The sequence below is a fragment of the Segnochrobactrum spirostomi genome (assembly GCF_009600605.1).
Taxonomy (GTDB): domain Bacteria; phylum Pseudomonadota; class Alphaproteobacteria; order Rhizobiales; family Segnochrobactraceae; genus Segnochrobactrum; species Segnochrobactrum spirostomi.
Genome location: NZ_VWNA01000001.1, coordinates 1,130,630 through 1,155,985, shown reverse-complemented (window position 1 = coordinate 1,155,985; position 25,356 = coordinate 1,130,630). Strand labels below are relative to the sequence as shown.

Genomic DNA, 25,356 nt, shown 5'->3' with positions numbered 1-25,356 from the left:
TCATCGGCGGTGGCGACCCGGAAGCGAAAATGGCGCCCGCGCTCACGCCGTGTCGGCGACCAGTTTGGCGATGACGCCGCGCACCGCCGGGGCGAGATCCTCGGCGATGAGACCAGGCCCGACCGCGTCCCCCGCGGCGCCGTGGACCCAGACCGCCATCGCCGCCGCCTCGAACGCGGGCATGCCTTGCGCGACGAGGCCGCCGATGAGACCCGACAGGACGTCGCCCGAGCCGGCGGTCGCGAGCCAGGGCGGGGCGTTCTCGTTGATGGCGAGCCGGCCGTCGGGGGCGGCGACGACGGTATCGGCGCCCTTCAGCACGATCACCGCGCCGGAGCGGGCGGCGGCCATGCGGGCGCGGTCCGTCTTCGGCAGGGCGGGATCGGCGGCGAGGTCGGGAAAGAGGCGGGCGAACTCGCCGGCGTGGGGCGTCATCACCGTGGCGCGCAGACGGCCGGCGATGCGGGCGAACAGGGCGGCCGGGTCGTCGCGGTGCGCGGTCAGTGCGTCGGCGTCGAGCACGACGCCGCGCTCGCCGGCGAGCACCGTGGCGACGAGCGCCCGGGTGTCCGCATCGGCGCCGAGGCCGGGGCCGATGACGACGCTGTTGAAGCGCCGGTCGGCCAGGAAGGAGTCGAGCCCCGCCGCACCTTCGAAGCCGCGCACCATCACGGCGGTGAGGTGGGCGGCGTTGATCGCCACGGCGTCGGGCGGCGCGGCGACAGTGACGAGGCCGGCCCCGACCCGGAGCGCCGCCCCGGCGGCGAGGCGCGCCGCACCTGTCGCGTGGGCGGGGCCTGACACCACGACGGCATGGCCCCGATCATATTTGTGGCCGTCCGCCCGCGGTGCCGACCAATGGGCGCGCCACAGTGCGGGGGCATTGGCGAAGGCGGACGGGCCGATCGCGGCGAGCACGTCGTCGGAGATGCCGATCTCGACGGCGCGGACGCGGCCGCAATGGGCGCGGCCGGGGTAGAGCAGGTGGCCCGGCTTACGCCGGAAGAAGGTGATGGTGATCGCGGCCGCGATGGCGGTGCCGAGGATCGCGCCGGTCTTGCCGCTGATGCCGGAGGGCAGGTCCACGGCGACGATCAGAGCGCCGCTTGCATTGGCGGCATCGACGAGGGAGGCCGCTATGCCGCCGAGCGGGCGGTCGAGGCCGGCACCGAACAAGGCGTCGACGATGACATCCGCGTCGCGGACCCCGTCGGGTGAGGCCGGCTCGACGGCGCCGCGCCAGCCGCCGGCGGCGATCGCGGCATCGCCTTTCAGCACCTCACGCGTGCCGAGCAGCATCAGCCGGACGCGGTAGCCGCGGTCGGCGAGCACCCGGGCGGCGACGAAGCCGTCGCCGCCGTTGTTGCCCGGCCCGGCGAGCACGAGCACCCGGCGACCGAGGGGAATTCGGTTGGCGACGGCGTCGGCGACGGCGTAGCCCGCCGCCTCCATGAGGGCGAATCCCGGGATGCCGCTTTCGATCGTGAGGCGGTCGGCGCGGCCCATTTCCTCGGGCGTGAGAAGCTCATGCATCGGAATGCCTACCTTGTAATCAATATGCCTAAATTATCATCGAATAGCGTGCATGACAGAGTCGCACCCGGTGCGCTTTGCTCGTTCGTGCGCCATCTCGCCCCAAAAGGAGTCGGTCGTCGTCGCCCGCGCGTGCCCTATGGCAGGGCTGGGTCTCGCCGTGATTTCGCATCGGGGCCTCCCCGGGCTGGCACGACCCATGCATGTGAGCGTGGCATCCGCCGATTTGAGCGGATTGTCGGCGATCCCGCCGACGGATCCGTTTGCTGCGCGAGGAGGCGATGAAGAAGATCGAGGCGATCATTAAACCCTTCAAGCTCGACGAGGTGAAGGAGGCGCTGCAGGAGGTCGGGCTCCAGGGCATCACGGTAACCGAGGCGAAGGGCTTTGGCCGTCAGAAGGGCCACACCGAACTCTATCGCGGCGCGGAATATGTCGTCGACTTTTTGCCCAAGGTGAAGGTCGAGGTCGTGATCGGCGACGAGATGGTCGAGAAGGCCATCGAGGCCATTCGCAACGCAGCGGCCACGGGCCGCATCGGCGACGGGAAGATCTTCGTGTCGAATGTCGAGGAGGCGATCCGCATCCGCACCGGCGAGACCGGCAACGACGCGATCTGATTTCCTCCCCGCCTCGACCCCGATCCGACCCCCGTCGCTTCCACCAACCCGAACGATTTTCCCGATAGGCCGCACGGGCGGCCGTTTCCCAAGGAAAGAACGCGATGAGCACCGCGAATGACGTCCTGAAGCAGATCAAGGATCAGGACATCAAATTTGTCGACCTGCGTTTCACCGATCCGCGCGGCAAGATGCAGCATCTCACGATGGATTCCCGTGAGGTGAACGACGACATGTTCGCCGACGGCGTGGCGTTCGACGGCTCGTCGATCGCCGGCTGGAAGGCGATCAACGAATCCGACATGACGCTGATCCTCGACGCCGAGACCGCGCAGATCGATCCGTTCTTCGCTCAGTCCACGCTCGCGATCTTCTGCGACATCGTCGATCCGATCTCGGGCGAGCTCTACAACCGCGATCCGCGCGGCACGGCCAAGAAGGCCGAGGCCTACGTGAAGGCCAGCGGCGTGGGCGACACCGTCTATTTCGGCCCGGAGCCGGAATTCTTCGTGTTCGACGACGTCCGCTTCTCGGCGACCCCGTTCAACACGGGCTACCTGGTCGACTCGACCGAGCTGCCGTCCAACACCTACACCGAGTACGAGACCGGCAACCTCGGTCACCGCACCCGCACCAAGGGCGGCTACTTCCCGGTTCCGCCGGTTGATTCCGCGCAGGACCTGCGTTCCGAGATGCTCTCGGTCCTCGGTGAGTTCGGCGTCACCGTCGAGAAGCATCACCATGAGGTCGCCTCGGCCCAGCACGAACTCGGCATCAAGTTCGCCAAGCTCGTGAAGAGCGCCGACAACGTGCAGCTCTACAAGTACGTCGTGCATCAGGTCGCCAATGCCTACGGCAAGACCGCGACCTTCATGCCGAAGCCGATCTTCGGTGACAACGGCTCGGGCATGCACTGCCACCAGTCGATCTGGAAGGACGGCAAGCCGGTGTTCGCCGGCAACCTCTACGCCGACCTCTCGGAGACCTGCCTGTTCTATATCGGCGGCATCCTGAAGCACGCCAAGGCGATCAACGCCTTCACCAACCCGACGACGAACTCCTACAAGCGTCTCGTCCCGGGCTACGAGGCTCCGGTGCTGCTCGCCTATTCGGCCCGCAACCGCTCGGCCTCCTGCCGCATCCCGTTCGCCACCTCGCCGAAGGCGAAGCGCATGGAGATCCGCTTCCCCGATCCGCTGGCGAACCCCTATCTCGGCTTCTCGGCGATGCTGATGGCCGGCCTCGATGGCATCAAGAACAAGATCCATCCGGGCGAGCCGATGGACAAGAACCTCTACGACCTGCCGCCGGAAGAGCTGAAGCAGATCCCGACGGTGGCCGGTTCGCTGCGCGAGGCGCTCGCCTCGCTCAACGCCGACCGCGAGTTCCTCAAGGCCGGCGGCGTGTTCGACGACGATCAGATCGATGCCTACATCGAGCTGAAGATGGAAGAGAACATGAAGTACGAGCTGACCCCGCACCCGGTCGAGTACGACATGTACTACTCGTCCTGAGCCGCGGCTCTCGGTCTCGGCCTTTCGACGGGGCGCCTTCGGGCGCCCCGTTTCGTTTGTGAGGCCGCGCGGGGTGGGCTTTGGCGGGAGGGGCGCGGCCGGTGTCCCGTTTCGCGAGGTCGGGCGGTCTGGGGAAGCCTTCGCGTGGCTTTCGAAACGCATCACAATGCTTAGCCGGCGCTTGACAGCCGGCTAAAGCGTGGCATGCTGGAACCGTAGTCGAACGGAAGGAGGTCTATGAAAATGACTCCACCGGAGCAAATGAACCCGTCAGGCGGAAGCGAGTGACGCTGAGCCGGTCGACGGAACTTCTGAAAATTAGACTATCTGAACCCTCTTCATCCTTCTCGCTGCTTTGGAACGGAGGATCGTTTTCGAAGACGCGGTTTCATAAACCGTGACAAGGAAGGTGAACGGAATAAAGATCAATCTTGATCTTGATCTGGGCTGATCCGGCGTTCAGGACCGTGCCGCTCCACCCGTGCCCCTGCGCACACTGAGGAGCGAAGCCGCCGACGCTTCAACCTCGAGAGCCCAACCAGATGGACCCCGCTGCCGACCCCCGGCGCGGGGTCTTTCTGTTTGGACCGCGGTCCGGGGCTCGGCGTGCGCCGGGGGGATTGTGGCTGGCTAGGAGAGCGGAGGGGAATAGACGCGGAGGCGCCGCAGCATCCGTTGCAGCAGCATCCGTTGCAATTGTGCCTCTCGGCGCGTGCCGGCCCGCCTGCGTCACCAGGCCCTGGGTTGCCGGCACGAGGCCGGCAATGACGACGGAGAGGGACGTGGGCTTCGCGCGAAGTGTGTCGGCGGCCGCGTCGGTCGGCGGCTCGGCGGCGACGACTCTCGGCGCGCCATGGCTGCCGGACGGTCACGGGACCCCTCACGGCGTCACCGCGGCTTGGAGCGCCGTTCGTGTCGCCGCCGCCCCGAGTTCAGGGGCCGCGCTTGCCGCCGAGCCCCAGGTCTCGAACGCTGCGCAGCCGGGCCGGAGCCGCCGCCCGCGGCCGAGCCCCGCGGTGGACAAGGTCGCCGCCGTGGTCCCCGCTCCTTGACACCCAAGGGGGTGGGCGCCACCTAATCGCACATGACCCCGGTTCGGTCTTCTGCAGCATGCCACTCCGAAAGTCCGGGTGCTGCGGGAGACCGCGGCAAAGCGGCTCTTCGGCCACGTTCGGTTTGGCTTCCTTCCGTCTCGTTCCCGCCTTCCTGCTGCTTCGTTCGCAACTCACAATTCCCCGGTGGTCCGATGGCCCGGTTCGTGCTTGCTTCCTGATGGGGCGAACCGGTCACGGTTCAGAAAAGGACGGTCCTATGACCTCGACCGAAAAGCGACAGGCGGGCGCGGGCGGCACCGAAGTGGTGCCGGTTCTGCCGCTGCGCGACATCGTCGTCTTCCCGCACATGATCGTGCCGCTCTTCGTTGGCCGCGAGAAGTCGATCCGCGCCCTCGAGGAGGTGATGCGGAACGACAAGCAGATCCTGCTCGCGACCCAGCAGAACGCCACCGACGACGATCCCGAGCCGAGCGCGATCTTCACCGTCGGCACCATGGCGACCGTGCTGCAGCTCCTCAAGCTGCCGGACGGTACCGTAAAGGTGCTCGTCGAGGGCGGCTCGCGCGCCGAGATCGTACGCTTCAGCGACCGTTCCGATCTCTATGAGGCCGAGATCACTCTGGTGCCGGACGGCGTCGACGATCCCGTCGAGGTCGAGGCGCTGGCGCGTTCGGTCATCTCGGAGTTCGACAACTACGTCAAGCTCAACAAGAAGGTCTCGCCGGACGTCGTCGGCGCGGTCGGTCAGATCGAGGATTATTCCAAGCTCGCCGACACCGTCGCCTCGCACCTCGCCGTCAAGATCACCGAGAAGCAGGCGATCCTCGCCACGCCCTCGGTGTCCGAGCGGCTCGAGAAGGTGCTCGGCATGATGGAGAGCGAAATCTCCGTCCTGCAGGTGGAGAAGCGCATCCGCTCGCGCGTCAAGCGCCAGATGGAGAAGACCCAGCGCGAGTACTACCTCAACGAGCAGATGAAGGCGATCCAGAAGGAGCTGGGCGACGGCGAGGAGGGCAAGGACGAAGTCGCCGAGCTCGAAGGCCGCATCCGCAAGACCAAGCTCACCAAGGAAGCCCGCGAGCGCGCGCTCGCCGAGGTCAAGAAGCTCCGGCAGATGTCTCCGATGTCCGCCGAAGCCACCGTCGTGCGCAATTATCTCGACTGGCTGCTCGGCATCCCGTGGGGCAAGCGCTCCCGCGTGAAGAACGATCTCGGCTATGCCGAGGAGGTTCTCGACTCCGATCATTACGGCCTCGACAAGGTCAAGGAGCGGATCATCGAATATCTCGCGGTGCAGAGCCGCGCGAACAAGCTGAAGGGTCCGATCCTGTGCCTCGTCGGCCCCCCGGGCGTCGGCAAGACCTCGCTCGGCAAGTCGATCGCCAAGGCCACCGGCCGCGAGTTCGTCCGCATGTCGCTCGGCGGCGTGCGCGACGAGGCGGAGATCCGCGGTCACCGGCGCACCTATATCGGCTCGATGCCCGGCAAGGTCATCCAGTCGATGCGCAAGGCGAAGAAGTCAAACCCGCTCTTCCTGCTCGACGAGATCGACAAGATGGGCATGGACTTCCGCGGCGATCCGTCGTCGGCGCTGCTCGAGGTGCTCGATCCCGAGCAGAACCAGGCGTTCATGGACCACTATCTGGAGGTCGAGTACGACCTCTCGAACGTGATGTTCGTGACGACGGCGAACACCTTGAACATCCCCGCGCCGCTGATGGATCGGATGGAGATCATCCGCATCGCCGGCTACACCGAGGACGAGAAGGTCGAGATCGCCCGCAAGCACCTGTTGCCGAAGGCCGAGCGCGACCACGGGCTGGCGCCCAAGGAGTTCTCGGTCGACGACGAGGCGCTGCGCACCGTCATCCGCCGCTATACGCGGGAGGCGGGCGTCCGCAACCTGGAGCGCGAGCTCGCGACGCTCGCCCGTAAGGCGGTGCGCGACATCGTCGGCGGGGCGAAGCTGAAGGCCAGCAAGAAGGCGGGTGCCACCGCCAAGCCGGTGAAGTCCGTCAAGGTCACCGCCGCCAATCTCGAGGATTTCCTCGGTGTGCCGCGCTATCGCTTCGGCGAGGCGGAGGAGGAGGATCAGGTCGGCGTCGTCACGGGTCTGGCGTGGACCGAGGTGGGGGGCGAACTGCTCACCATCGAAGGCGTCATGATGCCCGGCAAGGGCAAGATGACGGTCACCGGCAACCTGCGCGACGTGATGAAGGAATCGATCTCGGCAGCGGCCTCCTATGTCCGCTCGCGGGCCGTCGATTTCGGCATAGAGCCGCCGCTGTTCGACCGGCGCGACATCCACGTCCACGTGCCGGAAGGCGCGACGCCGAAGGACGGTCCGTCCGCCGGCATCGCGATGGCGACCGCGGTCATCTCCGTGATGACCGGGATCCCGGTCCGGAGCGACATCGCCATGACCGGCGAGATCACCCTGCGCGGCCGGGTGCTGCCGATCGGCGGCCTCAAGGAGAAACTGCTCGCGGCACTGCGCGGCGGCCTCAAGACCGTGCTCATCCCGGAGGAAAACGCCAAGGATCTGGCGGAGATTCCGGACAACGTTAAGAGCGGTCTCGAGATCGTTCCTGTCGCGCGGATGGACGATGTGGTGGCTCGGGCGCTGGTCCGGGTGCCGCAGGCGATCACCTGGGAACCCGATGCGGCGGCCGAGCGCCGGCCCGCGACGGCCGACGAGGACGCGGCGGGCATCACCGCCCACTGACGGTTGCGATCGTCCCCCGATTTGGGCTGGAAAGCCGCGGAAATCTAGGATTTCCGCGGCTTTCTTACTTGCGTTCGCCAAAAAATCCGCGCACGAAGATCGGCGGCGCATCGCCCGGCCGCCAAAAGGTGGCGGGCGCCGTCGGTTTGCAACTTCCGCGAACGAAAACAAAGGTGATGGAATGACGAAGGTCAAAGCGAATCGGATCAGCAAGGCCGAACTGACCTCGGCCGTGGCTGAGGCGGCGGGCCTGACCAAGACGGATGCTCAGAAGGCGGTCGATGCCACCTTCGAAGCGATCGTCGATTCCCTGAAGAAGGGCGAAGAGGTTCGTATCGTCGGCTTCGGTTCGTTCGCCGTGAGCCACCGCGCCGCCTCCAGCGGCCGCGATCCGCGCACCGGCAACTCCATCGAGATTCCGGCTGCGAACATTCCGAAGTTCCGCGCCGGCAAGCCCCTGAAGGACGCCGTCAATAGCTGACGTCCTTCGGGGGGGCGCCCCGAGGGCGCCGGCCTTGAGACAAGACCCCGCAGCGCCGCCGGCACGCGGGGTCTTTTGTTTTCGGAACCTGCATTCGGTCAAAAAGGGGCGCGCGCGTCCGGCCGTGTGCGCGATGCGACGCTCCGCCCCATCGCGCACGTCGGGGAGGATATTCGCGAAGCGCAGCGCTAGAAGAGAGGACGCTGGTGGGCGGTGAGGGATTCGAACCCCCGACCCTCTGGGTGTAAACCAGATGCTCTAACCAGCTGAGCTAACCGCCCCGTCGGGTTGCAACGCATAACACTCTGTGGCGTTCATGCAAGCGCAGCCCTCAAAGAAGGATGTCGAGCATGAAAGTGTTCTCCCGTTTGTCCACCGCCGCCCCGAGCCGTCGGCTCGTGCTCGCCTCGCTCGTCGCCGGCACCATGGCCATCGGCGCGGTTGCCGTGCAGGCCGCCGAGCCGGCGATGAAGCCCTCGGGCACCATCTCCATCGATCAGACCCAGTTCGGCTTCATCCTCAGCGGCCAGGTCGGCGGCGGCAAGCTCAAGTACGGCGATCTCACCTATCCGTTCTCGATCGGCGGCCTCGGTCTCGGCACCGTCGGCTATTCCAGCGTCGAGGCGGTTGGCACCGTCTATGACCTGCACAACATCAAGGACTTCTCCGGCCTCTACGGAACCCTGACGACGGGCGCCTCGGCCGGCAGCAAGGGCAGCGGCGAGATCCTGCTGCGCAACGACAAGGGCGTCTCGATCCGCCTGCACACCAAGCAGCAGGGCCTGTCCCTGACCGCCGGCGGCAGCGGCGTCACCATCACGCTGAAGTAAGAACCGCGATCCGGCCGGGGACGACGTTCCCGGTCCGCGCTTGCGGCCACGGTACCGGCCTCGTCCCGGGGCTGGCGCGACGCTCGCTGAATTCCTATCTGAAGGCGGGGCGGAAATCCTTGACGGATGGCCGGCCCGCCTTGCGTTCTGCGGCGTCTCCCCCTATAGACACCGCCATTCCACACGCGGGACCGGGTTGCGCGGCCGATTGGCCGTCCGCCCTCCGGTGCTCCTGAGCGAGCCAATCCCGCGGAGGCCAACCGGAAAAGGAGTAACAGAGCCATGGCTCTGCCCGATTTCACTATGCGCCAGCTCCTCGAAGCCGGCGTGCACTTCGGCCACCAGACCCACCGCTGGAACCCGAAGATGGCCCCCTTCCTGTTCGGGGTCCGCAACAACGTTCACATCATCGACCTCGCCCAGAGCGTGCCGATGCTGCACCAGGCCCTTAAGGCCGTCAGCGACACGGTGGCGAACGGCGGTCGCGTGCTGCTCGTCGGCACCAAGCGCCAGGCCCAGGAAGCGGTGGCGGATTCGGCTCGCCGTTCGGCCCAGTATTTCGTCAACGCCCGTTGGCTTGGCGGCATGCTGACCAACTGGAAGACGATCTCGCTGTCGATCGCCCGCCTGCGCAAGCTCGAGGAGCTGCTCTCCGGTGATCAGCAAGGCCTGACCAAGAAGGAGCGCCTGAACCTCTCGCGTGAGCGCGAGAAGCTCGAGCGCAACCTCGGCGGCATCAAGGAGATGGGCGGCGTTCCCGACCTCATCTTCGTGATCGACACCAACCGCGAGAAGATCGCGGTCGAGGAGGCGCGCCGCCTCGGCATTCCGGTCGTCGCGATCCTCGATTCGAACTGCGATCCGGACGGCATCACCTATCCGGTGCCCGGCAACGACGACGCCGGCCGCGCGATCACCCTCTATTGCGATCTGATCGCCCGCGCCGCGATCGACGGCCTGCTGCGCGCCCAGGGCTCGCTCGGCGTCGATGTCGGCGAGTTGGAAGAGATCATCGAAGAGCCGGCTCTCGACGAAGTGCCGGCTGAGGAAGCCGAGGTCGTCGCCGGCTGAGGCTCCGTCCCGGAGGGCCTCGTCCTCCGGGCTCGACTTTCCGATTTGATTCGCGCATGAAGAGCGCGCCCGGCTCGACGCCGCGGCGCGCTTGCGTGCGACCTCGATTTGCCTCGCCGCTGCCGGACCCGACACGAGGTCGGTGCACGGGGAGGGGATCGAGACGGCACCCGCAGCGGCCTGCGTCAGCGAGGCGTTGGTTGCGCGGTGGCCGAACACCGCGCCGGTTTTCGACGACGGCGGAGAGCGTCATTCCGCTGTCGGGAGAGCCCGGCAGGTTTCCGGCGGGAGCCGTCCGGCGACAGGCCGCGACGCGGGTCCCGAACACGCTGACACGAAAGTTAACGAGGCGATCCATGAGCATTTCCGCGCAGATGGTGAAGGAGCTCCGCGAGAAGACCGGCGCGGGCATGATGGACTGCAAGGCGGCCCTGACCGAAACCAGCGGCGACATGGAGGCCGCGGTCGATTGGCTGCGTAAGAAGGGGCTGTCCAAGGCCGCCAAGAAGGCCGGCCGCGTGGCGGCCGAGGGCCTCGTCGGCGTCGCCGCCGGCGGCACCGTCGCCGCGGTGGTCGAGCTCAATTCCGAGACCGACTTCGTGGCCCGCAATCCGGCCTTCCAGCAACTCGTTTCCAGCGTTGCCGCCGTGGCCCTGACGGTCGACGGCGATCGCGACGCGACCGCCGGCGCCGCCTATCCGGGCAAGGGTCACTCGGTCGAGGACGAACTGAAGGAAGCCATCGCCACCATCGGCGAGAACATGAACCTGCGCCGCTCGACCGCGCTCAAGGTCGGTCAGGGCGTGGTCGCGACCTATGTCCACAGCGCCACGGCCGACGGTCTCGGCAAGATCGGCGTGCTCGTCGCGCTCGAGTCCTCCGCCGATCCGGCGGTGCTCACCGAGATCGGCCGCAAGGTCGCGATGCACGTCGCCGCCACGAGCCCGCTCGCGCTGACCGCCGAGGAGATCCCCGAAGCGGAAGCCGCGCGCGAGCGTGCGGTCTACGCCGACCAGGCGCGCCAGTCGGGCAAGCCCGAGAACATCATCGAGAAGATGGTCGAGGGCCGCATGCGCAAGTTCTACGAGGAGGTCACCCTCCTGAAGCAGGCCTTCGTGCTCGACCCCGATAAGACCGTCGAGCAGGCCGTCGAGGCGGTTGCCAAGGACGCCGGCGCGCCGATCAAGGTGACCGGCTTCGTGCGCTACGCGCTCGGCGAGGGCATCGAGAAGGAGACCTCGGACTTCGCTGCCGAGGTCGCGGCCGCGGCCGGCCACTGAACGCTCGGGGATCGGGAGGAGAGCCTCCCGATCCCCTCGAATTTCTCCGATCCCTCCCGTCGAGAGACTGCGATGCCGCCTGTGCCCGATGCCTCGTCTGCGAAATTGAGCTGGAAGCGCGTTCTGTTGAAGCTCTCCGGCGAGGCTCTGATGGGGGACAAGGGCTTCGGCATCGACAACAAGGTCATCGACCGGCTCGCCGGCGAGATCGATCAGGCGGTCAAGCTCGGCGCTGAAGTCGGCGTCGTCGTGGGCGGCGGCAATTTCGTGCGCGGCGCCCGGCTTGCGGCCGGCGGCACCAACCGCGTCGCCGGCGACCACATGGGCATGCTCGCCACCGTCATGAACTGCCTCGCGCTTCATGACGCGCTCGCCCGGCGCGGCCTGCCCGCGCGGGTCCTGTCGGCGGTCGCCGTTCCGGCGATCTGCGAGACCTTCACCCAGCGCGCCGCCCTCGAATATATGGCCCAGGGCCACGTCGTCCTGTTTGCCGGCGGCACGGGCAATCCGTTCTTCACCACCGATTCCGGCGCCGCCCTGCGCGCGGCCGAGATGGGCTGCGACGCGCTCCTCAAGGGCACCAACGTCGACGGCATCTATTCCGCCGATCCGCGCCTTGAGCCGGATGCCGTGCGCTACGACCGCATCACCCACCAGGAGGTGCTGGCCCGCGGCCTCGCGGTGATGGACGCCGCGGCGATCGCTCTTGCTCGCGACAACGCCATTCCTGTAATCGTGTTTTCGATCCAGGAAGAAGGTGAATTCATCGAGGTCCTGCAAGGGGGCGGCCGCGCCACGGTCGTGGCCGACTGACGCCGCAGATTTCCGCGGACGGGACCGACCTTCGAGACGATTAAGAGGAATATCATGGCGAGCGCGCTCAATCTCGACGACCTGAAGCGGCGGATGCAGGGAGCCGTCGGCGTCCTCAAGAGCGAACTTGCCGGCCTGCGCACAGGTCGCGCCTCGGCGAGCATGGTCGAGCCGATCACCGTCGACATCTACGGCGCGACGATGCCGCTCAACCAGCTTGCGACGATCAGCGTGCCTGAGCCGCGGATGATCTCCGTGCAGGTGTGGGATCGCTCGACCGCCGGCGCGGTCGAGCGGGCGATCCGCGAATCGAACCTCGGCCTCAACCCGATCGTCGAGGGTCAGGTGATGCGCATCCCGATTCCGGAGCTCAACGCCGAGCGCCGCCAGGAGCTCATCAAGGTCGCTCACAAATATGCCGAGCAGGCCCGTGTCTCGATCCGCCACGTGCGCCGTGACGGCATGGAGCTTCTCAAGAAGCTCGAGAAGGACGGCGATGTCGGCCAGGACGAGAGCCGCTCGCTCTCGGACCGCGTCCAGAAGCTGACCGACGAGGCGATCACCGACGTCGACCAGATGCTCGCCCACAAGGAACAGGAAATCAGCCAGGTCTGAGGTCCGGTTCAGCGTTTACCGCCGGCCGAGCGCGGCGTAGCGTCGCGAGATGGCATGGCGCACCGCCGGGGTGACGGGATGGCGGGCGCGCGGTTGGGAGAGGCTCGATCTATGGCGGTGACGCGGATGCCGGAGGCCATCCAGAGCGCGGCGACGCCCGACGTCGGCACGCCCTCGCGCCCTGTTCCCCCGCGGCACGTCGCGATCATCATGGACGGCAACGGGCGCTGGGCGAAGGAGCGGGGGCTTCCGCGCCGCGAGGGCCACCGCCGCGGCGTCGAAGCGGTGCGCCGCAGCGTGCGCTGCGCGAGCGAGCGCGGCATCGGCTTTCTCACCCTGTTCAGCTTCTCGTCCGAGAATTGGAGCCGGCCGCCGGACGAGGTGGCCTATCTCCTGTCGCTGCTGCGCCTGTTCATCCGCAAGGATCTGATCGAGCTGCACCAGGCGAACGTGAAGGTGCGGATCATCGGCGAACGCGACAGCCTCCAGCCCGATCTGGTGCGTCTCCTCGCCGAAGCGGAGACGATGACCGCCGCCAACACGGGTCTGACCCTCGTCATCGCGTTCAACTACGGCGCCCGTAACGAGATCGCCCGTGCCGCGCGCCGGATCGCCGAGGCCGTCGCCGCGGGGACGCTGGCGCCCGCCGAGATCGACGAGACGACCATCTCGGCCCATCTCGACACCGCCGGCATTCCCGATCCGGATCTCGTCATCCGCACCAGCGGTGAGCAGCGGATCTCGAATTTCCTCCTCTGGCAGTGCGCCTATTCCGAGTTCGTCTTCTTGCCCGCGCGCTGGCCGGACTTCGACGAGCTCGCGTTCGACCGCGCGGTCGCGGATTTCTGCGAACGGGACCGGCGCTTCGGAGGCCTTTCCGCGCGGACCGGGGCGTGACCCCGCCCGCGGAGCAGGCGGGGCAGGCGCCTCCGCCATCGGACGAGCGCGCCGACCGTCGGGCCGCGCGCGTTGCCGAGCGTCGCCGCGAACTGCGCCTCCGTATCATCTCGTCGCTGGTCCTCGGCCCGTCCGCGATGGTGCTCGCCTGGGTCGGCGGGCCGATCTTCGCGGTGGCCGTGTTCTCCGCCGGCATCGTCGTGCTGCGCGAATGGTGGAACATCACCCTCGCCGGGACGGACCGCTGGGCGGAGCGAATCGGTGCTGCCGCGATCGTCGTGGCGGGCGCCGCCGTGATCCTGGGGCATGGTCCGCTCGGTCTTGCCATCATTTTCCTCGGGGCCCTTTTGACCGGAGCGGTCGCGGCGGCGCGGCGGCGGCGGATGGATTTCGGCTGGGCGGCCGGCGGTGTGCTTTATGCCGGCCTCGCCGCAGTCGCGTCGGTCGGCGTCCGCGACGGGGTGGACGGCCGCTTCGCGCTCTTTCTCCTCTTTGCGATCGTATGGGGATCGGACGTGGCGGCCTTCGTCGGCGGACGCACCTTCGGAGGCCCCAAGCTGTGGCCCGCCATCTCCCCGAAGAAGACATGGTCGGGTGCCGCGTCCGGCGTGGCGGGCGCCGTCGCCTCGGCGCTGGCGATCGGGGCCATTGCCGGCCACGCGCCGTCGTTCGCGCTCGCCGGCCTTGCGGCCTTGCTCTCGGTCGTCTCGCAATATGGCGATCTCTTCGAGAGCGGCATTAAGCGGCGGTTCGGGGTCAAGGATAGCGGCCACATCATCCCCGGCCACGGCGGCCTGATGGACCGACTCGACAGCTTCATGGCGGCGAGCGTCGCGGCCTATCTGATGGCGCTGATTCTGTCGGGGCTGTTCTGAGGCCGTTCCGCTGGATCTCACCCCCGGTTTCGCCCATATGCTCGCCGCAAAGACGGCCTATTTGCTCTGCTTGATGGGTGCGCGCCGGGCTCGGCGCGCCAGGAAATCGGGATGGCGACATGCAATTGATCGGTGATCTCGGGCTTCAGCTCGGGTCGGGCATCCTCGGCTACGTCGTCCCGTTCCTGTTCGTGCTCACCATCGTGGTGTTCTTCCACGAGCTCGGCCATTTCCTCGTCGCCCGCTGGTGCGGCGTGAAGATCGACGCCTTCTCGATCGGCTTCGGGCCTGAGGTCATCGGGCGGAACGACCGCCATGGCACCCGCTGGCGGCTCTCCGCCATCCCGCTCGGCGGCTACGTGAAGTTCGCCGGCGATGAGAACGCGGCGAGCGTTCCCGATCGCGCCGCGATCGCGGCGATGAGCGATGCCGACCGCAAGACCCTGTTCGCGGCGAAGCCGGTCTGGCAGCGCGCGGCGGTCGTCGCCGCGGGGCCGATCGCGAACTTCATCCTGGCGATCGCGATCTTCGCGATTCTCCTGACCCTGTTCGGCCGCCCCGTGACCGAGGCGCGCGTCGACGGGCTCGAGCCGGGGGGCGCCGCGGCGGCCGCCGGGTTCGAAGTCGGCGACGTGGTGGTCTCGATCGACGGCACCGCCATCAAGTCGTTCACCGACCTCCAGCGCATGGTCGCCGACAGCCCCGGCGAGGCACTCACCGTGGTGGTCCGCCGCGCCGCGGGGGACGCGACCCTCTCCGTGACGCCCCGGCTGCAGGAGATGAAGGACCGCTTCGGGAACGTCCAGAAAGTCGGCGTGCTCGGCATTCGCCGCGATATCGCAAGCGGGCAGGTGACCCTGCAGCGCTACTCCTTCCCGGAAGCGGTCGCGGAAGGGGCCAGCCAGACCTGGTACGTGATCAGCCGTACGCTTGAGTACGTTGTCCACGTCTTTAACGGCCGGGAATCGGCCGACCAGCTCGGCGGCACCATCCGCATGGCGCAGATCTCGGGCCAGGTGGCGCAGGACGGCATCGTGGCGCTGCTCAATCTCGCCGCCGTCTTCTCCGTGTCGATCGGGCTCCTCAATCTCTTCCCGATTCCCATGCTCGACGGCGGTCATCTCGTCTTCTACGCGTTCGAGGCGGTCCTGCGCCGCCCCTTGAGCGCGCGCGCTCAGGACGTCGGATTCAGAATCGGTCTCGCGCTCGTGCTCGCGCTCATGGTGTTCGCCACCTGGAACGACATCGTCCATCTGACCCGGCAGTTTTCCGCCTCCTGACGGGGCGGGGTTGACCGTCGACCGTGCTCGCGGCAAGCATCCGGGCCTCGCTCCGCTCCCCGCGGAGCCCGCCTCGGACGGCGTGACAGATCGGCAACGGCGTTGGGCGATTTGTTCATCATTGCTGGGGCATCGTCTTGCTTGGCATAGGAAAGCCTGCGATACCTCGCCGTGGCGTACGAGATCGCGGCACGCCGTGCGAACGGCGTTTCCCTGATACGGACTGGAGAGGGCCGAAAGACCCCATGCGTTTGTTCCCTGTCTTTCTGAGGCGCTTGAGCCTCGCCGTCGCCCTCTCCGCTGCTGCGGTCGGAATCATTCCGGTCGTGGCTCCTGCCGGACTCACGGCGGCTTACGCGGATACCATCAGCAAAATCGAAGTCACGGGCTCGACCCGTGTCGATGCAGAGACGGTTAGGGCCTACCTCACCATCAAACCGGGCCGTCCCTACACGGCCTCGGACGTGGACGAGTCGATCAAGGCTCTCTACGCGACCGGCCTGTTCAAGGACGTGAAGATCAGCCGTCAGGGCGGTGCCCTGGTGGTCAACGTCGTCGAGAACCCGATCATCAATCAGATCCAGTTCGAGGGGAACAAGCGCCTCTCCGACGAGACGCTGACCGGGACGATCGATTCCAAGTCGCGTTCGACGCTCACCACCGCCAAGGTGCAGAGCGACGTTCAGCGCATCCTCGATGCCTACCGGGCGATCGGACGCTACCGCGCCACGGTGACTCCGAAGATCATCGATCTGCCGCAGAACCGCGTGAACCTCGTCTTCGAAATCAACGAGGGCGACAAGACCGGCGTGTCCAAGATCACGTTCGTCGGCAATCACGCCTTCTCCGACAGCCGCCTTCTCACGGTCATCCGGACCCGCGAGACCGGTCTGCTCGGTTTCATGCGGACGACCGACACCTATGATCCGGATCGGCTCGCTGCCGACCAGGAGCTGCTGCGTCAGTTCTATTACAATCACGGCTACGCCGACTTCCGCCTCATCTCGGCGACCGCGGACCTCGACCGCGAGCGCAACACCTTCTTCATCACCTTCACGATGGAAGAGGGGCCGCAATATCACTATGGCGACGTCAACGTCGAAAGCTCGGTGCAGTCGCTCGACGCCAAGCAGCTCGAGAGGGTCGTCCTGACCCACAAGGGCGGCGTCTATGACGCATCGGAGATCGAGAAGACGGTCGAGGCTCTGACGGTGGCTGCGTCTTCGCAGGGCTATGCCTTTGCCCAGGTCCGGCCCCGTGGCGATCGGAACTTCGACAACCACACGATCGCGATCACCTATTCGGTCGACGAAGGCGCCAAGGCCTATGTCGAGCGCATCGACATTCACGGCAACACCCGCACACGGGATTATGTCATCCGCCGTGAGTTCGATCTCTCGGAAGGTGACGCCTATAACCGTGTGCTGGTCGATCGGGCCCAGCGTCGCCTCAACAATCTCGGCTTCTTCAAGACCGTGAACATCACGACCGAGCCCGGCAGCGCGCCGGACCGCGTGATCATCAACGTCCAGGTCGAAGAGCAGCCGACGGGTGAGATCTCCTTCGGTATCGGTTACTCGACGACCGATGGTGTGATTGGTGACGTCTCCATCTCCGAGAAGAACTTCCTTGGCCGCGGTCAATATCTGAAGATCTCGCTCGGCGGCGGTTCCAACACCCAGAACTTCATCTTCTCCTTCACCGAGCCGTATTTCCTCGGTCGACGGATCGCCGCTGGCTTCGATGTCTTCTATAACAACTACGAGCAGACCAGCTATCGCGAGTATGCTCAGAAGCAGATTGGTGGCGACGTCCGCTTCAACTTCCCGATCACGGAAGAGTTCAACGTCGGCGTCTATTATCGCCTCGTCCACTCCGACGTGACGGTGCCGAACAACGGCTACATCGCCTCTGCGATCGTGCTGGCCCAGGGTAAGACGCTCACCTCGCTCGTCGGTGGCACGCTCACCTACAACAAGCTCGACAACAACCTGAACCCGCAGGACGGCTACTTCGCCCGCTTCACCCAAGAGTTCGCCGGTCTCGGCGGCGACGTGAAGTACCTGAAGAGCAAGGTTGAGGCGAAGTACTACCACTCGCTCTACGCCGACTGGAGCCTGCTCGGCATGGTGCGCGGCGAAGGCGGTCTCATCAACGGGGTCAACCAGAACCTGAACGTCACGCAGCAGATCTTCGTCGGTGGCGATCTGATCCGCGGCTTCCAGGACAACGGTATCGGCCCGCGTGACTACAACACGGGTGACGCGCTCGGCGGTAAGTACTACTTCGCGGTCTCTGCGGAAGCCCAGGCTCCGTTCCCCTACCTGCCGCAGGAACTCGGCCTCACGCTGGCCGCCTTCTCCGACGCGGGTTCGCTCTGGGGTGTCAGCTCGGGCATCAACGGCGCCTGCGCCTATCCGACCGGCACGATCGGTGCCAACGGAGACATCGTCTGCTCGCCGGCGCCGCTCACGGTGGTCGAAGGCGACAACATGTCCCTGCGCTGGACGGCTGGTTTCGGCGTCCGCTGGCAGTCGCCGTTCGGACCGCTGCGGGCGGACTTCGCCTGGCCGATCAAGCAGGAGACCTTCGACAAGACCGAAGTCTTCCGGCTCAGCGGCGGCACCCAGTTCTGATCGAAAACGAGCCGGCGGCGCGGTCCGAGGACCGCGCCGCCGGTCTCAATTCGGGTGATTTCCCAAGGTGGGCGCGAAAGCGGTCACCTTTTTTTATTGCGTGATCAGGCCCGCCGTGCGATCCGGGCCTGAACGGTGTGCGCCGCCTTCCCGTGCCGTCGCGGGGGCAGCGTCCGACCGCCGGAGCGCCTCAGATTCCGACCATGTCCGATCCTCTCTTCTTTCCCGTGCCGACGCCGCTGACGCTCGCTCGTATCGCCGAGATCGGACGGGGCAAGCTCGTGCGCGGCGAACCGAATGCGGTGATCGCCCGCGTCGCGCCGCTCGACGAGGCGGGTCCGGGTGACCTGAGCTTCATCGACAATCCGCGCTATCTGCCGCTCGTGGCGACGACCAAGGCTTCGGCCCTGGTCTGTGCCCCGAAGTTCACCGTGCGCATCCCGGACGAGATCGCGGTCGTCGAATCGGGCCAAGCCTATCGCGCCGTGGCCCTCGTGATGGCCATGCTCTATCCGCAGGCGATGCGGCCGGTGGGCGTGGGCTTCGGCGGTGGTATTTCGCCTGCGGCGCATGTCGATCCGTCCGCCCGCCTGGAGCCCGGAGTCGTCGTCGAGCCCGGTGCCGTAATCGGCCCGGACGTCGAGATCGGGGCCGGCACCATCATCGCCGCGACCGCCGTGATCGCCCACGGGGTGCGGATCGGCCGGGATTGCGCCATCGGCCCCGGCGCGACGCTTCAGCACGCCTTGATCGGCAACCGCGTCATCATCCATCCGGGCGTGCGCATCGGTCAGGACGGGTTCGGCTTCGCCATGGGCCCGGCGGCCATCTCAAGGTGCCGCAGATCGGGCGCGTCGTGATCCAGGACGACGTGGAGATCGGCGCCAACACCACAATCGATCGGGGTGCCAACCGCGACACCGTCGTGGGCGAGGGCACCAAGATCGACAACCAGGTCCAGATCGGCCACAACGTGGTCATCGGCCGGCATTGCGTGATCATCTCGCAGGTCGGCATCTCCGGCAGCACGGTGCTTGAGGATTATGCGGTGCTCGCCGGCAAGGTCGGCCTCTCCGGCCACCTGAGAATCGGCATGGGCGCTCAGGTCGGCGGCGGCAGCAACGTCGCCGACGATGTGCCGGCCGGCGAACGCTGGATCGGCACGCCGGCCAAGCCGGTCCGGCAATTTGTCATGGAGCAGAGAGCGCTGACTGCCCTCGCCAAGAGGCGACAGGCTGCGGGCGGCGCAGACGATGAGGAACCGACACGGTGACGACCGAGGAAGATGCTGCCCTGAAGCAGCCGCCCGCTGAGGCAACCGCGGCGACGCGTACGCTGCAGAGCGCCGACATTCTGAGCATCCTGAAGATGCTGCCCCACCGCTATCCGTTCCTGATGGTGGACCGCATCATCGACATGGACGGCGACGATTCGTGCATCGGGCTCAAGAACGTCACCTACAACGAGCCGCACTTCATGGGGCACTTTCCGGGTCAGCCGGTCATGCCCGGCGTGCTCCTGATCGAGGGTATGGCCCAGACCGCCGGCGCGCTCTGCGTCGCCGCCCGCATCGCCAAGGAATCGCCCAGCATCGTCTATCTGATGACGATCGACGCCGCGAAGTTCCGCAAGCCGGTCGTGCCGGGTGACACCGTGGAATATCACGTCCGCAAGGTCCGCAATCGCGGCAATATCTGGAAGTTCCACTGCGAGGCGATGGTCGCCGGCGCGAAGGTCGCCGAGGCGGACATCAGCGCCATGTTGGTGGACGAATGAGCACGGCCGCAAGCGGCGGAGAGGGTTCGATCGTGGCGCCTGGAATCGATGCGAGTGCGGTGATCCACCCGACCGCGATCGTGCACGAGGGCGCCCGGGTTGGCGCGAACGTGCGGATCGGGCCCTATTCGATCATCGGTCCCCATGTGAGCCTCGGCGACGACGTCATCATCGAGGCGCACGTGATTGTGGACGGCCACACCGAAATCGGTGCGCGCTGTCAGATCTACCCGTTCGCGGCGATCGGCCTGCCGCCGCAGGATCGCAAATTCCGCGGCGAGGCGAGCCGGCTGACCATCGGCACCGATACGGTGCTCCGGGAATATGTGACGATCAACCCGGGCACCGAGGGCGGCGGCGGCGTCACCGTGATCGGCGACCGATGCCTGATCCTCACCCACGCCCACGTCGCCCACGATTGCCACCTCGGCACCGGCGTTCTCCTCGTGAACAACGTGATGCTCGCGGGCCATGTGACGATCGGGGACTATGCGAGCCTCGGTGGCGGCTCCGCCGTCCACCAGTTCGTCCGCATCGGTGCCTATTCGTTCCTCGGCGGTCTGGCGGGTCTCGGCAACGACCTCATCCCGTTCGGCATGGCGGTCGGAAACCGCGCGGCGCTTTGCGGCCTCAACATCGTCGGCCTCAAGCGGCACGGCTTCGCGCGTGAGGAAATCTACGCCCTGCGGCGCGCGTATCGGCGCCTGTTCGGCGAGGACGGCACGCTGGCCGAGCGCACCGCTGCGGTTGCCGCGGAATTCTCCGAGCCTTCGGTGCAGCGGGTGGTGAGCTTCCTCAAGGAAGGCGGCGACCGCTCCGTGTGCATCCCGGAGATCGGGGCCCGTCCGCTGCCGACCGAGGACTGACGCCCGATGATCCTGCGCGTGGGGCGTGGCGCGCCGGCGGAGATCGCGGCGAAAGGGACTGGCGGGCCGGAGGCTGCGGCGCGTGGACCGCTCGCCGTCGTGGCGGGCGGTGGTGGCATCCCGGCCGAGCTCGTCGCCGACGTGCGCGCGACGGGGCGTCCGGTTGTCCTGATCGGCATTCGCGGCGAGGGCGAGCCGAGCCTCCTCGACCCGCTCGGCGCCGATTGGGTCGATTGGGGGCAGGTGGGACGCCTGTTCGAACTCATCGAGCGCGGCGGCTGCAAGGAGGTGATCCTGATCGGATCGATCTCCAAGCGACCCGATTTCCGGTCGATCGTCGGCGATCTCGGAACGCTGCGCCGGTTGCCGCGCATCCTCGCGGCGCTCGTCGGCGGCGACGACAGCGTGCTGACCCGCGTCATCCGCATCTTCGAGCAGGAAGACCTCACGGTCGTCGGCGTGCCGGACGTGGCGCCCGTCCTCCTCGCCGGTGCCGGCACGCTCGGCCGCCAGGCCCCGTCGGCCGACGCGATGACGGCGATCGCGACCGCGGCCGGCGTGATCGAGGCGCTGAGCCCGCACGATGTCGGACAGGCGGCGGTGGCCTTGTTCCGGCGCACCGTCGCCATCGAAGGCGCCGAAGGCACCGACGGCATGCTCGAGCGCGTCGCGGCCTTGCGCGCCTCCGGCCGCATCGCCGGTTACGAGAAGGCCTCCGCGCTCGTGAAGCGCATGAAGACGCGCCAAGACACGCGCGCCGACCTGCCGACGATCGGCCCGGCGACCGTCGAGCGGGCCGCCGCGGCCGGGCTCGCCGGAATTGCGATCGAGAGCGGGCACGTCATCGTCGCCGCCCGCGCCAAGACCATCGCGGCGGCCGACGCGGCCGGCCTCTTTCTCTATGGTTTCTCGCCGGCGGATCTCGCCCAAGCGGCCACCCGGTCCTGAGCCGACCGGGCGGTTGCGGCCTGACCGCGGCCTTGGAGGTGCAGATGAGCACGACCCTGCCGGATGCTGCGCCTCTCAAGGTCTTCGTCGTCGCCGGCGAGGATTCGGGCGATCAGCTCGGGGCCGCCCTGATGCGCGCGCTGCCGGCGGCCGCCGGCCGTCCCATTGCCCTTTCCGGTATGGGGGGCGAGCGGCTCGCCCAGGTCGGCCTCGCGCCGCTCTTCCCGCTCTCCGACATCGCGGTGATCGGCTTCGACGAGGTGGTGCGCCGCCTGCCGACCCTGATCCGCCGCATCCGCGAGACGGCGGAGGCCGCGATCGCCGCCGATCCCGACATCGTCGTGATCGTGGACAGCCCCGATTTCACCCACCGGGTCGCGAAGCGCATCCGGGCGGTGCGCCCGGACCTTCCGATCGTCGATTATGTGAGCCCCACGGTGTGGGCGTGGCGGCCGGGCCGGGCGAAGAAGATGGCGCGCTATGTCGACCATCTCCTCGCCATCCTGCCGTTCGAACCGGAGGTGCACCGCCGCCTCGAGGGGCCTGCCTGCACCTATGTCGGCCATCCGCTGATCGATCATCTCCATGAGCTGCGCCCGGCGCCGGGCGAGCGCCGCCCGCTCGGCGACGGGCCGCCGGTGGTGCTGATCCTGCCCGGCAGCCGCCGTCACGAGATCTCGAGCCTGCTCGTCGATTTCGGCAAGGCGTTGGCGCGGCTCGCCGAGAAGGTCGGGCCGGTCGAGGCGCTGTTGCCCGCCGTGCCCCATCTCGCCGACCGCATCGAGGCGGATGTCGCGACGTGGCCGGTGAAGCCGCGCGTGATCCGCGCGCTCGACGACAAGCGCGCCGCCTTCCGCCGGGCTCACGTCGCCCTTGCGGCCTCCGGCACGGTGTCCCTGGAACTCGCGCTCGCCGGCGTTCCGATGGCGATCGCCTACCGGCTCGACGGCTTCTATCGGCTGGTGAAGCACCTCAACCGCGTGGTGAAGATCGCGCAGGTCACTTCCATGGTGCTACCGAACATCATCCTCGGCGAAAACGTCGTGCCGGAATTTCTCGACGACGAGGCGAACCCCGAGGCGCTCGCGACCTGCGTCGCCGCACTCCTCCACGACGGCCCGGAGCGCCGCCGCCAGTGCGACGCGTTCCGCCGGCTCGACGCGCTGATGGCCCTCGAAGGCGGCCGCAGCCCGAGCGAGCGCGCGGCTGAGGTCGTCGCGACCGTCGCCCGCGAGCGGGTGCGCGGATCGCGAGGGTAGAGCGAGAACCCGATCGCGGGATCAGCGTCCGCTCCTTGTATGCGTTGCTCATTTGAGCTACATGACGATTGTCACGGAGGCTCAACATGGCGACCACCGCATTTGTGCGCGCCCGGATCGACGAGGATGTGAAGGAAGAGGCCGAGGCCGTCCTGAGCTATTTCGGTCTGACCCTTTCCGATGCCATTCGGCTGACCCTGACCCGGGTGGCCCGGGATAAAGCGCTTCCCCTGGAATTGAAGATTCCCAACGCCGAGACACAGGCCGCTATCGCCGAATCTCGCGCGATGATGGCCGCGAGGCAGGCGCGCTTTGCTGAGGGACAGGACTTGATCGATGCCCTCGACAAGAAGGCCCGCTGACGAAAAGCGGGCATCGCTTCCGCGGTCGTCGGATTTCACAAGGCAATTCAAGAAGGATTGGGAACGGCTGTCGCGCTCGGGTCGCTTCGATATGGCGCGCCTGAAAGAGGTGATGCTGTTGCTGATCGCAAACGACGCCCCGCTCGGCCCCGAATGGTTCGACCATCCGTTGAAGGGCGAATGGGGCGATCATCGGGAATGCCATATCGGGGGAGATTTTCTCCTGATCTACGAGATCGATGGAAGCCAGATTCAGTTCGTGCGCGCGGGCACGCACGCGGAACTATTCGAATGATCTGAAGGAACTCTCAGACTCACGAAAACAAAACGGGCCGCCCTGAGGGCGGCCCGTCGTCGTTTCGACCCTTGTGCACCGCTCAGCGGCGCTGGGAGATCGGCGAATAATCGCGCTGGCCGGCGCCGGTGAAGAGCTGGCGCGGACGGCCGATCTTCTGCGACGGATCCTCCACCATCTCCTTCCACTGGGCGATCCAGCCGACCGTGCGCGCGAGCGCGAACAGCACGGTGAACATGGTCGTCGGGAAGCCCAGCGCGCGCAGCGTGATGCCCGAATAGAAGTCGATGTTCGGATAGAGCTTCTTCTCGACGAAATATTCGTCGTGGAGGGCGATCTTCTCGAGTTCGAGGGCGACCTGGAGGAGCGGGTCGTCGCGCAGACCGAGCTCGCCGAGCACCTCGTGGCAGGTCTTCTGCATGATGCGGGCGCGCGGATCGTAGTTCTTGTAGACCCGGTGACCGAAGCCCATCAGACGGAACGGATCGTTCTTGTCCTTGGCGCGGGCGATGAATTCCGGGATGCGATCGACCGTGCCGATCTCCTGCAGCATGTTGAGCGCCGCCTCGTTGGCGCCGCCGTGGGCGGGACCCCAGAGGCAGGCGATGCCGGCGGCGATACACGCGAACGGATTGGCGCCCGACGAGCCGGCGAGGCGGACCGTCGAGGTCGAGGCGTTCTGCTCGTGATCGGCGTGCAGGATGAAGATGCGGTCCATCGCCCGGGCAAGCACCGGGTTGACCTTGTATTCCTCGGCCGGCACCGCGAAGCACATGTGCAGGAAGTTCGAGGAATAGTCGTATTCGTTGCGCGGATAAATGAACGGCTGGCCGATATGGTACTTGTAGGCCATGGCCGCGATCGTCGGCATCTTCGCGATCATGCGCAGCGAGGCGATCATGCGCTGCTGCGGATCGGAGATGTCGGTCGAGTCGTGGTAGAAGGCCGACAGGGCGCCGACCACGCCGACCATGACGGCCATCGGATGGGCGTCGCGGCGGAAGCCGGAGAAGAAGCGCGACATCTGTTCGTGGATCATCGTGTGATAGGTCACACGGTTCACGAAGTCGGCCTTCTGGGCCGGGGTCGGCAGCTCGCCGTAGAGCAGAAGGTAGCAGGTCTCGAGGAAGTCGCCGTGCTCGGCGATCTGTTCGATCGGGTAGCCCCGATAGAGCAGCACGCCCTTGTCGCCGTCGATATAGGTGATGTGCGACTCGCAGGAGGCGGTCGAGGTGAAGCCGGGATCGTAGGTGAAGTGCCCGGTCTGGGCATAAAGCTTCGAAATATCGATCACATCCGGACCGATCGTGCCGGCCTTCACCGGGAAATCCCAGCTCTTGTCGCCGATGGTCAATGTGGCGGTCTTATCGCTCATCAGACACCCCTGTGAACACACGGTTCCGCGGAGCTCCGCCGCGGACCCGGCCGGTTTGGGAGTACCGGTCGCGATCGTTGCCGATCCTGGGCCCCATGACGGCGTTTTCCGTCGACCGGGAGGAAGGGGCGTTCAGGCGAGGACGGAACCTGCGTTTGGGTAGCCCATATTAACGGGTGCCGCAAGGCGGCCCGCCTTCGACGAAGGGTGAGCCGGCGCACCGCTTCGCTGCGTCGCAGCGAAGCGGCGG

21 protein-coding genes, 1 tRNA gene and 1 pseudogene are annotated in these 25,356 nt (G+C 66.9%); 20 read left to right on the top strand and 3 right to left on the bottom strand.

Going from position 1 to position 25,356, the window contains the following annotated elements; genetic code table 11:
- Positions 1 to 42: 42 nt before the first annotated feature.
- The gene (locus tag F0357_RS05135; RefSeq protein WP_153479385.1) at positions 43 to 1,533 is read right to left on the bottom strand and encodes an NAD(P)H-hydrate dehydratase; all 1,491 of its coding nucleotides are present in this window, start codon (positions 1,531 to 1,533) and stop codon (positions 43 to 45) included.
- A gap of 281 nt (positions 1,534 to 1,814) precedes the next feature.
- Between F0357_RS05135 and F0357_RS05130 the strand changes: the two genes are divergently transcribed.
- From F0357_RS05130 to F0357_RS05115, 4 genes are all read left to right on the top strand, one after another.
- Positions 1,815 to 2,153, top strand: a complete 339-nt coding sequence (locus tag F0357_RS05130) for a P-II family nitrogen regulator (protein ID WP_153479384.1) — start codon at positions 1,815 to 1,817, stop codon at positions 2,151 to 2,153.
- Between the two features lie 104 nt (positions 2,154 to 2,257).
- Positions 2,258 to 3,667 (top strand): type I glutamate--ammonia ligase, encoded by a 1,410-nt coding sequence (glnA, locus tag F0357_RS05125; protein WP_153479383.1) that lies wholly within the window; start codon positions 2,258 to 2,260, stop codon positions 3,665 to 3,667.
- A 1,311-nt stretch (positions 3,668 to 4,978) separates the two neighbouring features.
- Complete coding sequence (gene lon / locus F0357_RS05120; RefSeq protein ID WP_153479382.1) at positions 4,979 to 7,447, top strand: endopeptidase La; 2,469 nt, start codon at positions 4,979 to 4,981, stop codon at positions 7,445 to 7,447.
- Positions 7,448 to 7,628: 181 nt separating this feature from the next.
- Complete coding sequence (locus tag F0357_RS05115) at positions 7,629 to 7,928, top strand: HU family DNA-binding protein (RefSeq protein ID WP_153479381.1); 300 nt, start codon at positions 7,629 to 7,631, stop codon at positions 7,926 to 7,928.
- A gap of 204 nt (positions 7,929 to 8,132) precedes the next feature.
- Here F0357_RS05115 and F0357_RS05110 read toward each other — a convergent pair.
- A tRNA-Val gene (locus F0357_RS05110) sits at positions 8,133 to 8,209 on the bottom strand.
- Positions 8,210 to 8,278: 69 nt separating this feature from the next.
- Here F0357_RS05110 and F0357_RS05105 point away from each other — a divergent pair.
- From F0357_RS05105 to F0357_RS05030, 16 genes and pseudogenes are all read left to right on the top strand, one after another.
- A complete protein-coding gene (locus tag F0357_RS05105) occupies positions 8,279 to 8,758 on the top strand; it encodes a DUF1134 domain-containing protein (protein ID WP_153479380.1) in 480 nt (159 codons plus the stop codon).
- A 282-nt stretch (positions 8,759 to 9,040) separates the two neighbouring features.
- Positions 9,041 to 9,829, top strand: a complete 789-nt coding sequence (rpsB, locus tag F0357_RS05100) for a 30S ribosomal protein S2 (protein WP_153479379.1) — start codon at positions 9,041 to 9,043, stop codon at positions 9,827 to 9,829.
- 356 nt (positions 9,830 to 10,185) lie between these two features.
- Complete coding sequence (gene tsf, locus F0357_RS05095) at positions 10,186 to 11,109, top strand: translation elongation factor Ts (protein ID WP_153479378.1); 924 nt, start codon at positions 10,186 to 10,188, stop codon at positions 11,107 to 11,109.
- Between the two features lie 72 nt (positions 11,110 to 11,181).
- Positions 11,182 to 11,922 carry a UMP kinase gene (pyrH, locus tag F0357_RS05090; RefSeq protein ID WP_153479377.1) on the top strand — a complete coding sequence of 247 codons (741 nt, stop codon included), beginning with the start codon at positions 11,182 to 11,184 and terminating at the stop codon, positions 11,920 to 11,922.
- Between the two features lie 54 nt (positions 11,923 to 11,976).
- On the top strand, positions 11,977 to 12,537 hold the full coding sequence (gene frr, locus F0357_RS05085) for a ribosome recycling factor (RefSeq protein WP_153479376.1): 561 nt from the start codon (positions 11,977 to 11,979) through the stop codon (positions 12,535 to 12,537).
- Positions 12,538 to 12,675: 138 nt separating this feature from the next.
- Positions 12,676 to 13,434, top strand: coding sequence for an isoprenyl transferase (locus tag F0357_RS05080; RefSeq protein WP_376767821.1), 759 nt, complete (start codon positions 12,676 to 12,678; stop codon positions 13,432 to 13,434).
- Positions 13,431 to 14,309 carry a phosphatidate cytidylyltransferase gene (locus tag F0357_RS05075; protein ID WP_312861456.1) on the top strand — a complete coding sequence of 293 codons (879 nt, stop codon included), beginning with the start codon at positions 13,431 to 13,433 and terminating at the stop codon, positions 14,307 to 14,309. Before F0357_RS05080 ends, F0357_RS05075 begins: the two co-directional genes overlap by 4 nt.
- A 119-nt stretch (positions 14,310 to 14,428) precedes the next feature.
- Positions 14,429 to 15,589 carry an RIP metalloprotease RseP gene (rseP, locus tag F0357_RS05070; RefSeq protein ID WP_153479375.1) on the top strand — a complete coding sequence of 387 codons (1,161 nt, stop codon included), beginning with the start codon at positions 14,429 to 14,431 and terminating at the stop codon, positions 15,587 to 15,589.
- A gap of 245 nt (positions 15,590 to 15,834) precedes the next feature.
- On the top strand, positions 15,835 to 18,225 hold the full coding sequence (bamA, locus tag F0357_RS05065) for an outer membrane protein assembly factor BamA (protein WP_153479374.1): 2,391 nt from the start codon (positions 15,835 to 15,837) through the stop codon (positions 18,223 to 18,225).
- A 203-nt stretch (positions 18,226 to 18,428) separates the two neighbouring features.
- A pseudogene (lpxD, locus tag F0357_RS05060) lies at positions 18,429 to 19,498 on the top strand (UDP-3-O-(3-hydroxymyristoyl)glucosamine N-acyltransferase).
- On the top strand, positions 19,495 to 20,001 hold the full coding sequence (gene fabZ, locus F0357_RS05055; protein WP_376767782.1) for a 3-hydroxyacyl-ACP dehydratase FabZ: 507 nt from the start codon (positions 19,495 to 19,497) through the stop codon (positions 19,999 to 20,001). The pseudogene lpxD and the gene fabZ overlap by 4 nt, the downstream one beginning before the upstream one ends.
- Positions 20,002 to 20,030: 29 nt before the next feature.
- Positions 20,031 to 20,867 (top strand): acyl-ACP--UDP-N-acetylglucosamine O-acyltransferase, encoded by an 837-nt coding sequence (lpxA, locus tag F0357_RS05050; RefSeq protein WP_376767820.1) that lies wholly within the window; start codon positions 20,031 to 20,033, stop codon positions 20,865 to 20,867.
- A 6-nt stretch (positions 20,868 to 20,873) separates the two neighbouring features.
- A complete protein-coding gene (locus tag F0357_RS05045; RefSeq protein ID WP_153479372.1) occupies positions 20,874 to 21,815 on the top strand; it encodes an LpxI family protein in 942 nt (313 codons plus the stop codon).
- Between the two features lie 44 nt (positions 21,816 to 21,859).
- Positions 21,860 to 23,074, top strand: coding sequence for a lipid-A-disaccharide synthase (lpxB, locus tag F0357_RS05040; RefSeq protein WP_153479371.1), 1,215 nt, complete (start codon positions 21,860 to 21,862; stop codon positions 23,072 to 23,074).
- A gap of 86 nt (positions 23,075 to 23,160) precedes the next feature.
- The gene (locus tag F0357_RS05035; RefSeq protein WP_153479370.1) at positions 23,161 to 23,436 is read left to right on the top strand and encodes a type II toxin-antitoxin system RelB/DinJ family antitoxin; all 276 of its coding nucleotides are present in this window, start codon (positions 23,161 to 23,163) and stop codon (positions 23,434 to 23,436) included.
- Positions 23,411 to 23,731 carry a type II toxin-antitoxin system YafQ family toxin gene (locus tag F0357_RS05030; RefSeq protein WP_153479369.1) on the top strand — a complete coding sequence of 107 codons (321 nt, stop codon included), beginning with the start codon at positions 23,411 to 23,413 and terminating at the stop codon, positions 23,729 to 23,731. The genes F0357_RS05035 and F0357_RS05030 overlap by 26 nt, the downstream gene beginning before the upstream one ends.
- A gap of 82 nt (positions 23,732 to 23,813) precedes the next feature.
- Here F0357_RS05030 and gltA read toward each other — a convergent pair whose 3' ends face one another.
- On the bottom strand, positions 23,814 to 25,106 hold the full coding sequence (gltA, locus tag F0357_RS05025; protein WP_153479368.1) for a citrate synthase: 1,293 nt from the start codon (positions 25,104 to 25,106) through the stop codon (positions 23,814 to 23,816).
- Positions 25,107 to 25,356 lie beyond the last annotated feature (250 nt).

Bases quoted from the DNA above. Each gene is read 5' to 3' on its own strand.
- lon (WP_153479382.1), top strand. From the start codon at position 4,979: ATGACCTCGACCGAAAAGCGACAGGCGGGCGCGGGCGGCACCGAAGTG.
- F0357_RS05030 (WP_153479369.1), top strand. From the start codon at position 23,411: ATGCCCTCGACAAGAAGGCCCGCTGACGAAAAGCGGGCATCGCTTCCG.
- F0357_RS05105 (WP_153479380.1), top strand. From the start codon at position 8,279: ATGAAAGTGTTCTCCCGTTTGTCCACCGCCGCCCCGAGCCGTCGGCTC.
- rseP (WP_153479375.1), top strand. From the start codon at position 14,429: ATGCAATTGATCGGTGATCTCGGGCTTCAGCTCGGGTCGGGCATCCTC.
- lpxB (WP_153479371.1), top strand. From the start codon at position 21,860: ATGAGCACGACCCTGCCGGATGCTGCGCCTCTCAAGGTCTTCGTCGTC.
- F0357_RS05035 (WP_153479370.1), top strand. From the start codon at position 23,161: ATGGCGACCACCGCATTTGTGCGCGCCCGGATCGACGAGGATGTGAAG.
- F0357_RS05130 (WP_153479384.1), top strand. From the start codon at position 1,815: ATGAAGAAGATCGAGGCGATCATTAAACCCTTCAAGCTCGACGAGGTG.
- F0357_RS05115 (WP_153479381.1), top strand. From the start codon at position 7,629: ATGACGAAGGTCAAAGCGAATCGGATCAGCAAGGCCGAACTGACCTCG.
- rpsB (WP_153479379.1), top strand. From the start codon at position 9,041: ATGGCTCTGCCCGATTTCACTATGCGCCAGCTCCTCGAAGCCGGCGTG.
- frr (WP_153479376.1), top strand. From the start codon at position 11,977: ATGGCGAGCGCGCTCAATCTCGACGACCTGAAGCGGCGGATGCAGGGA.
- F0357_RS05135 (WP_153479385.1), bottom strand. From the start codon at position 1,533: ATGCATGAGCTTCTCACGCCCGAGGAAATGGGCCGCGCCGACCGCCTC.
- tsf (WP_153479378.1), top strand. From the start codon at position 10,186: ATGAGCATTTCCGCGCAGATGGTGAAGGAGCTCCGCGAGAAGACCGGC.
- bamA (WP_153479374.1), top strand. From the start codon at position 15,835: ATGCGTTTGTTCCCTGTCTTTCTGAGGCGCTTGAGCCTCGCCGTCGCC.
- F0357_RS05045 (WP_153479372.1), top strand. From the start codon at position 20,874: ATGATCCTGCGCGTGGGGCGTGGCGCGCCGGCGGAGATCGCGGCGAAA.
- gltA (WP_153479368.1), bottom strand. From the start codon at position 25,106: ATGAGCGATAAGACCGCCACATTGACCATCGGCGACAAGAGCTGGGAT.
- glnA (WP_153479383.1), top strand. From the start codon at position 2,258: ATGAGCACCGCGAATGACGTCCTGAAGCAGATCAAGGATCAGGACATC.
- pyrH (WP_153479377.1), top strand. From the start codon at position 11,182: ATGCCGCCTGTGCCCGATGCCTCGTCTGCGAAATTGAGCTGGAAGCGC.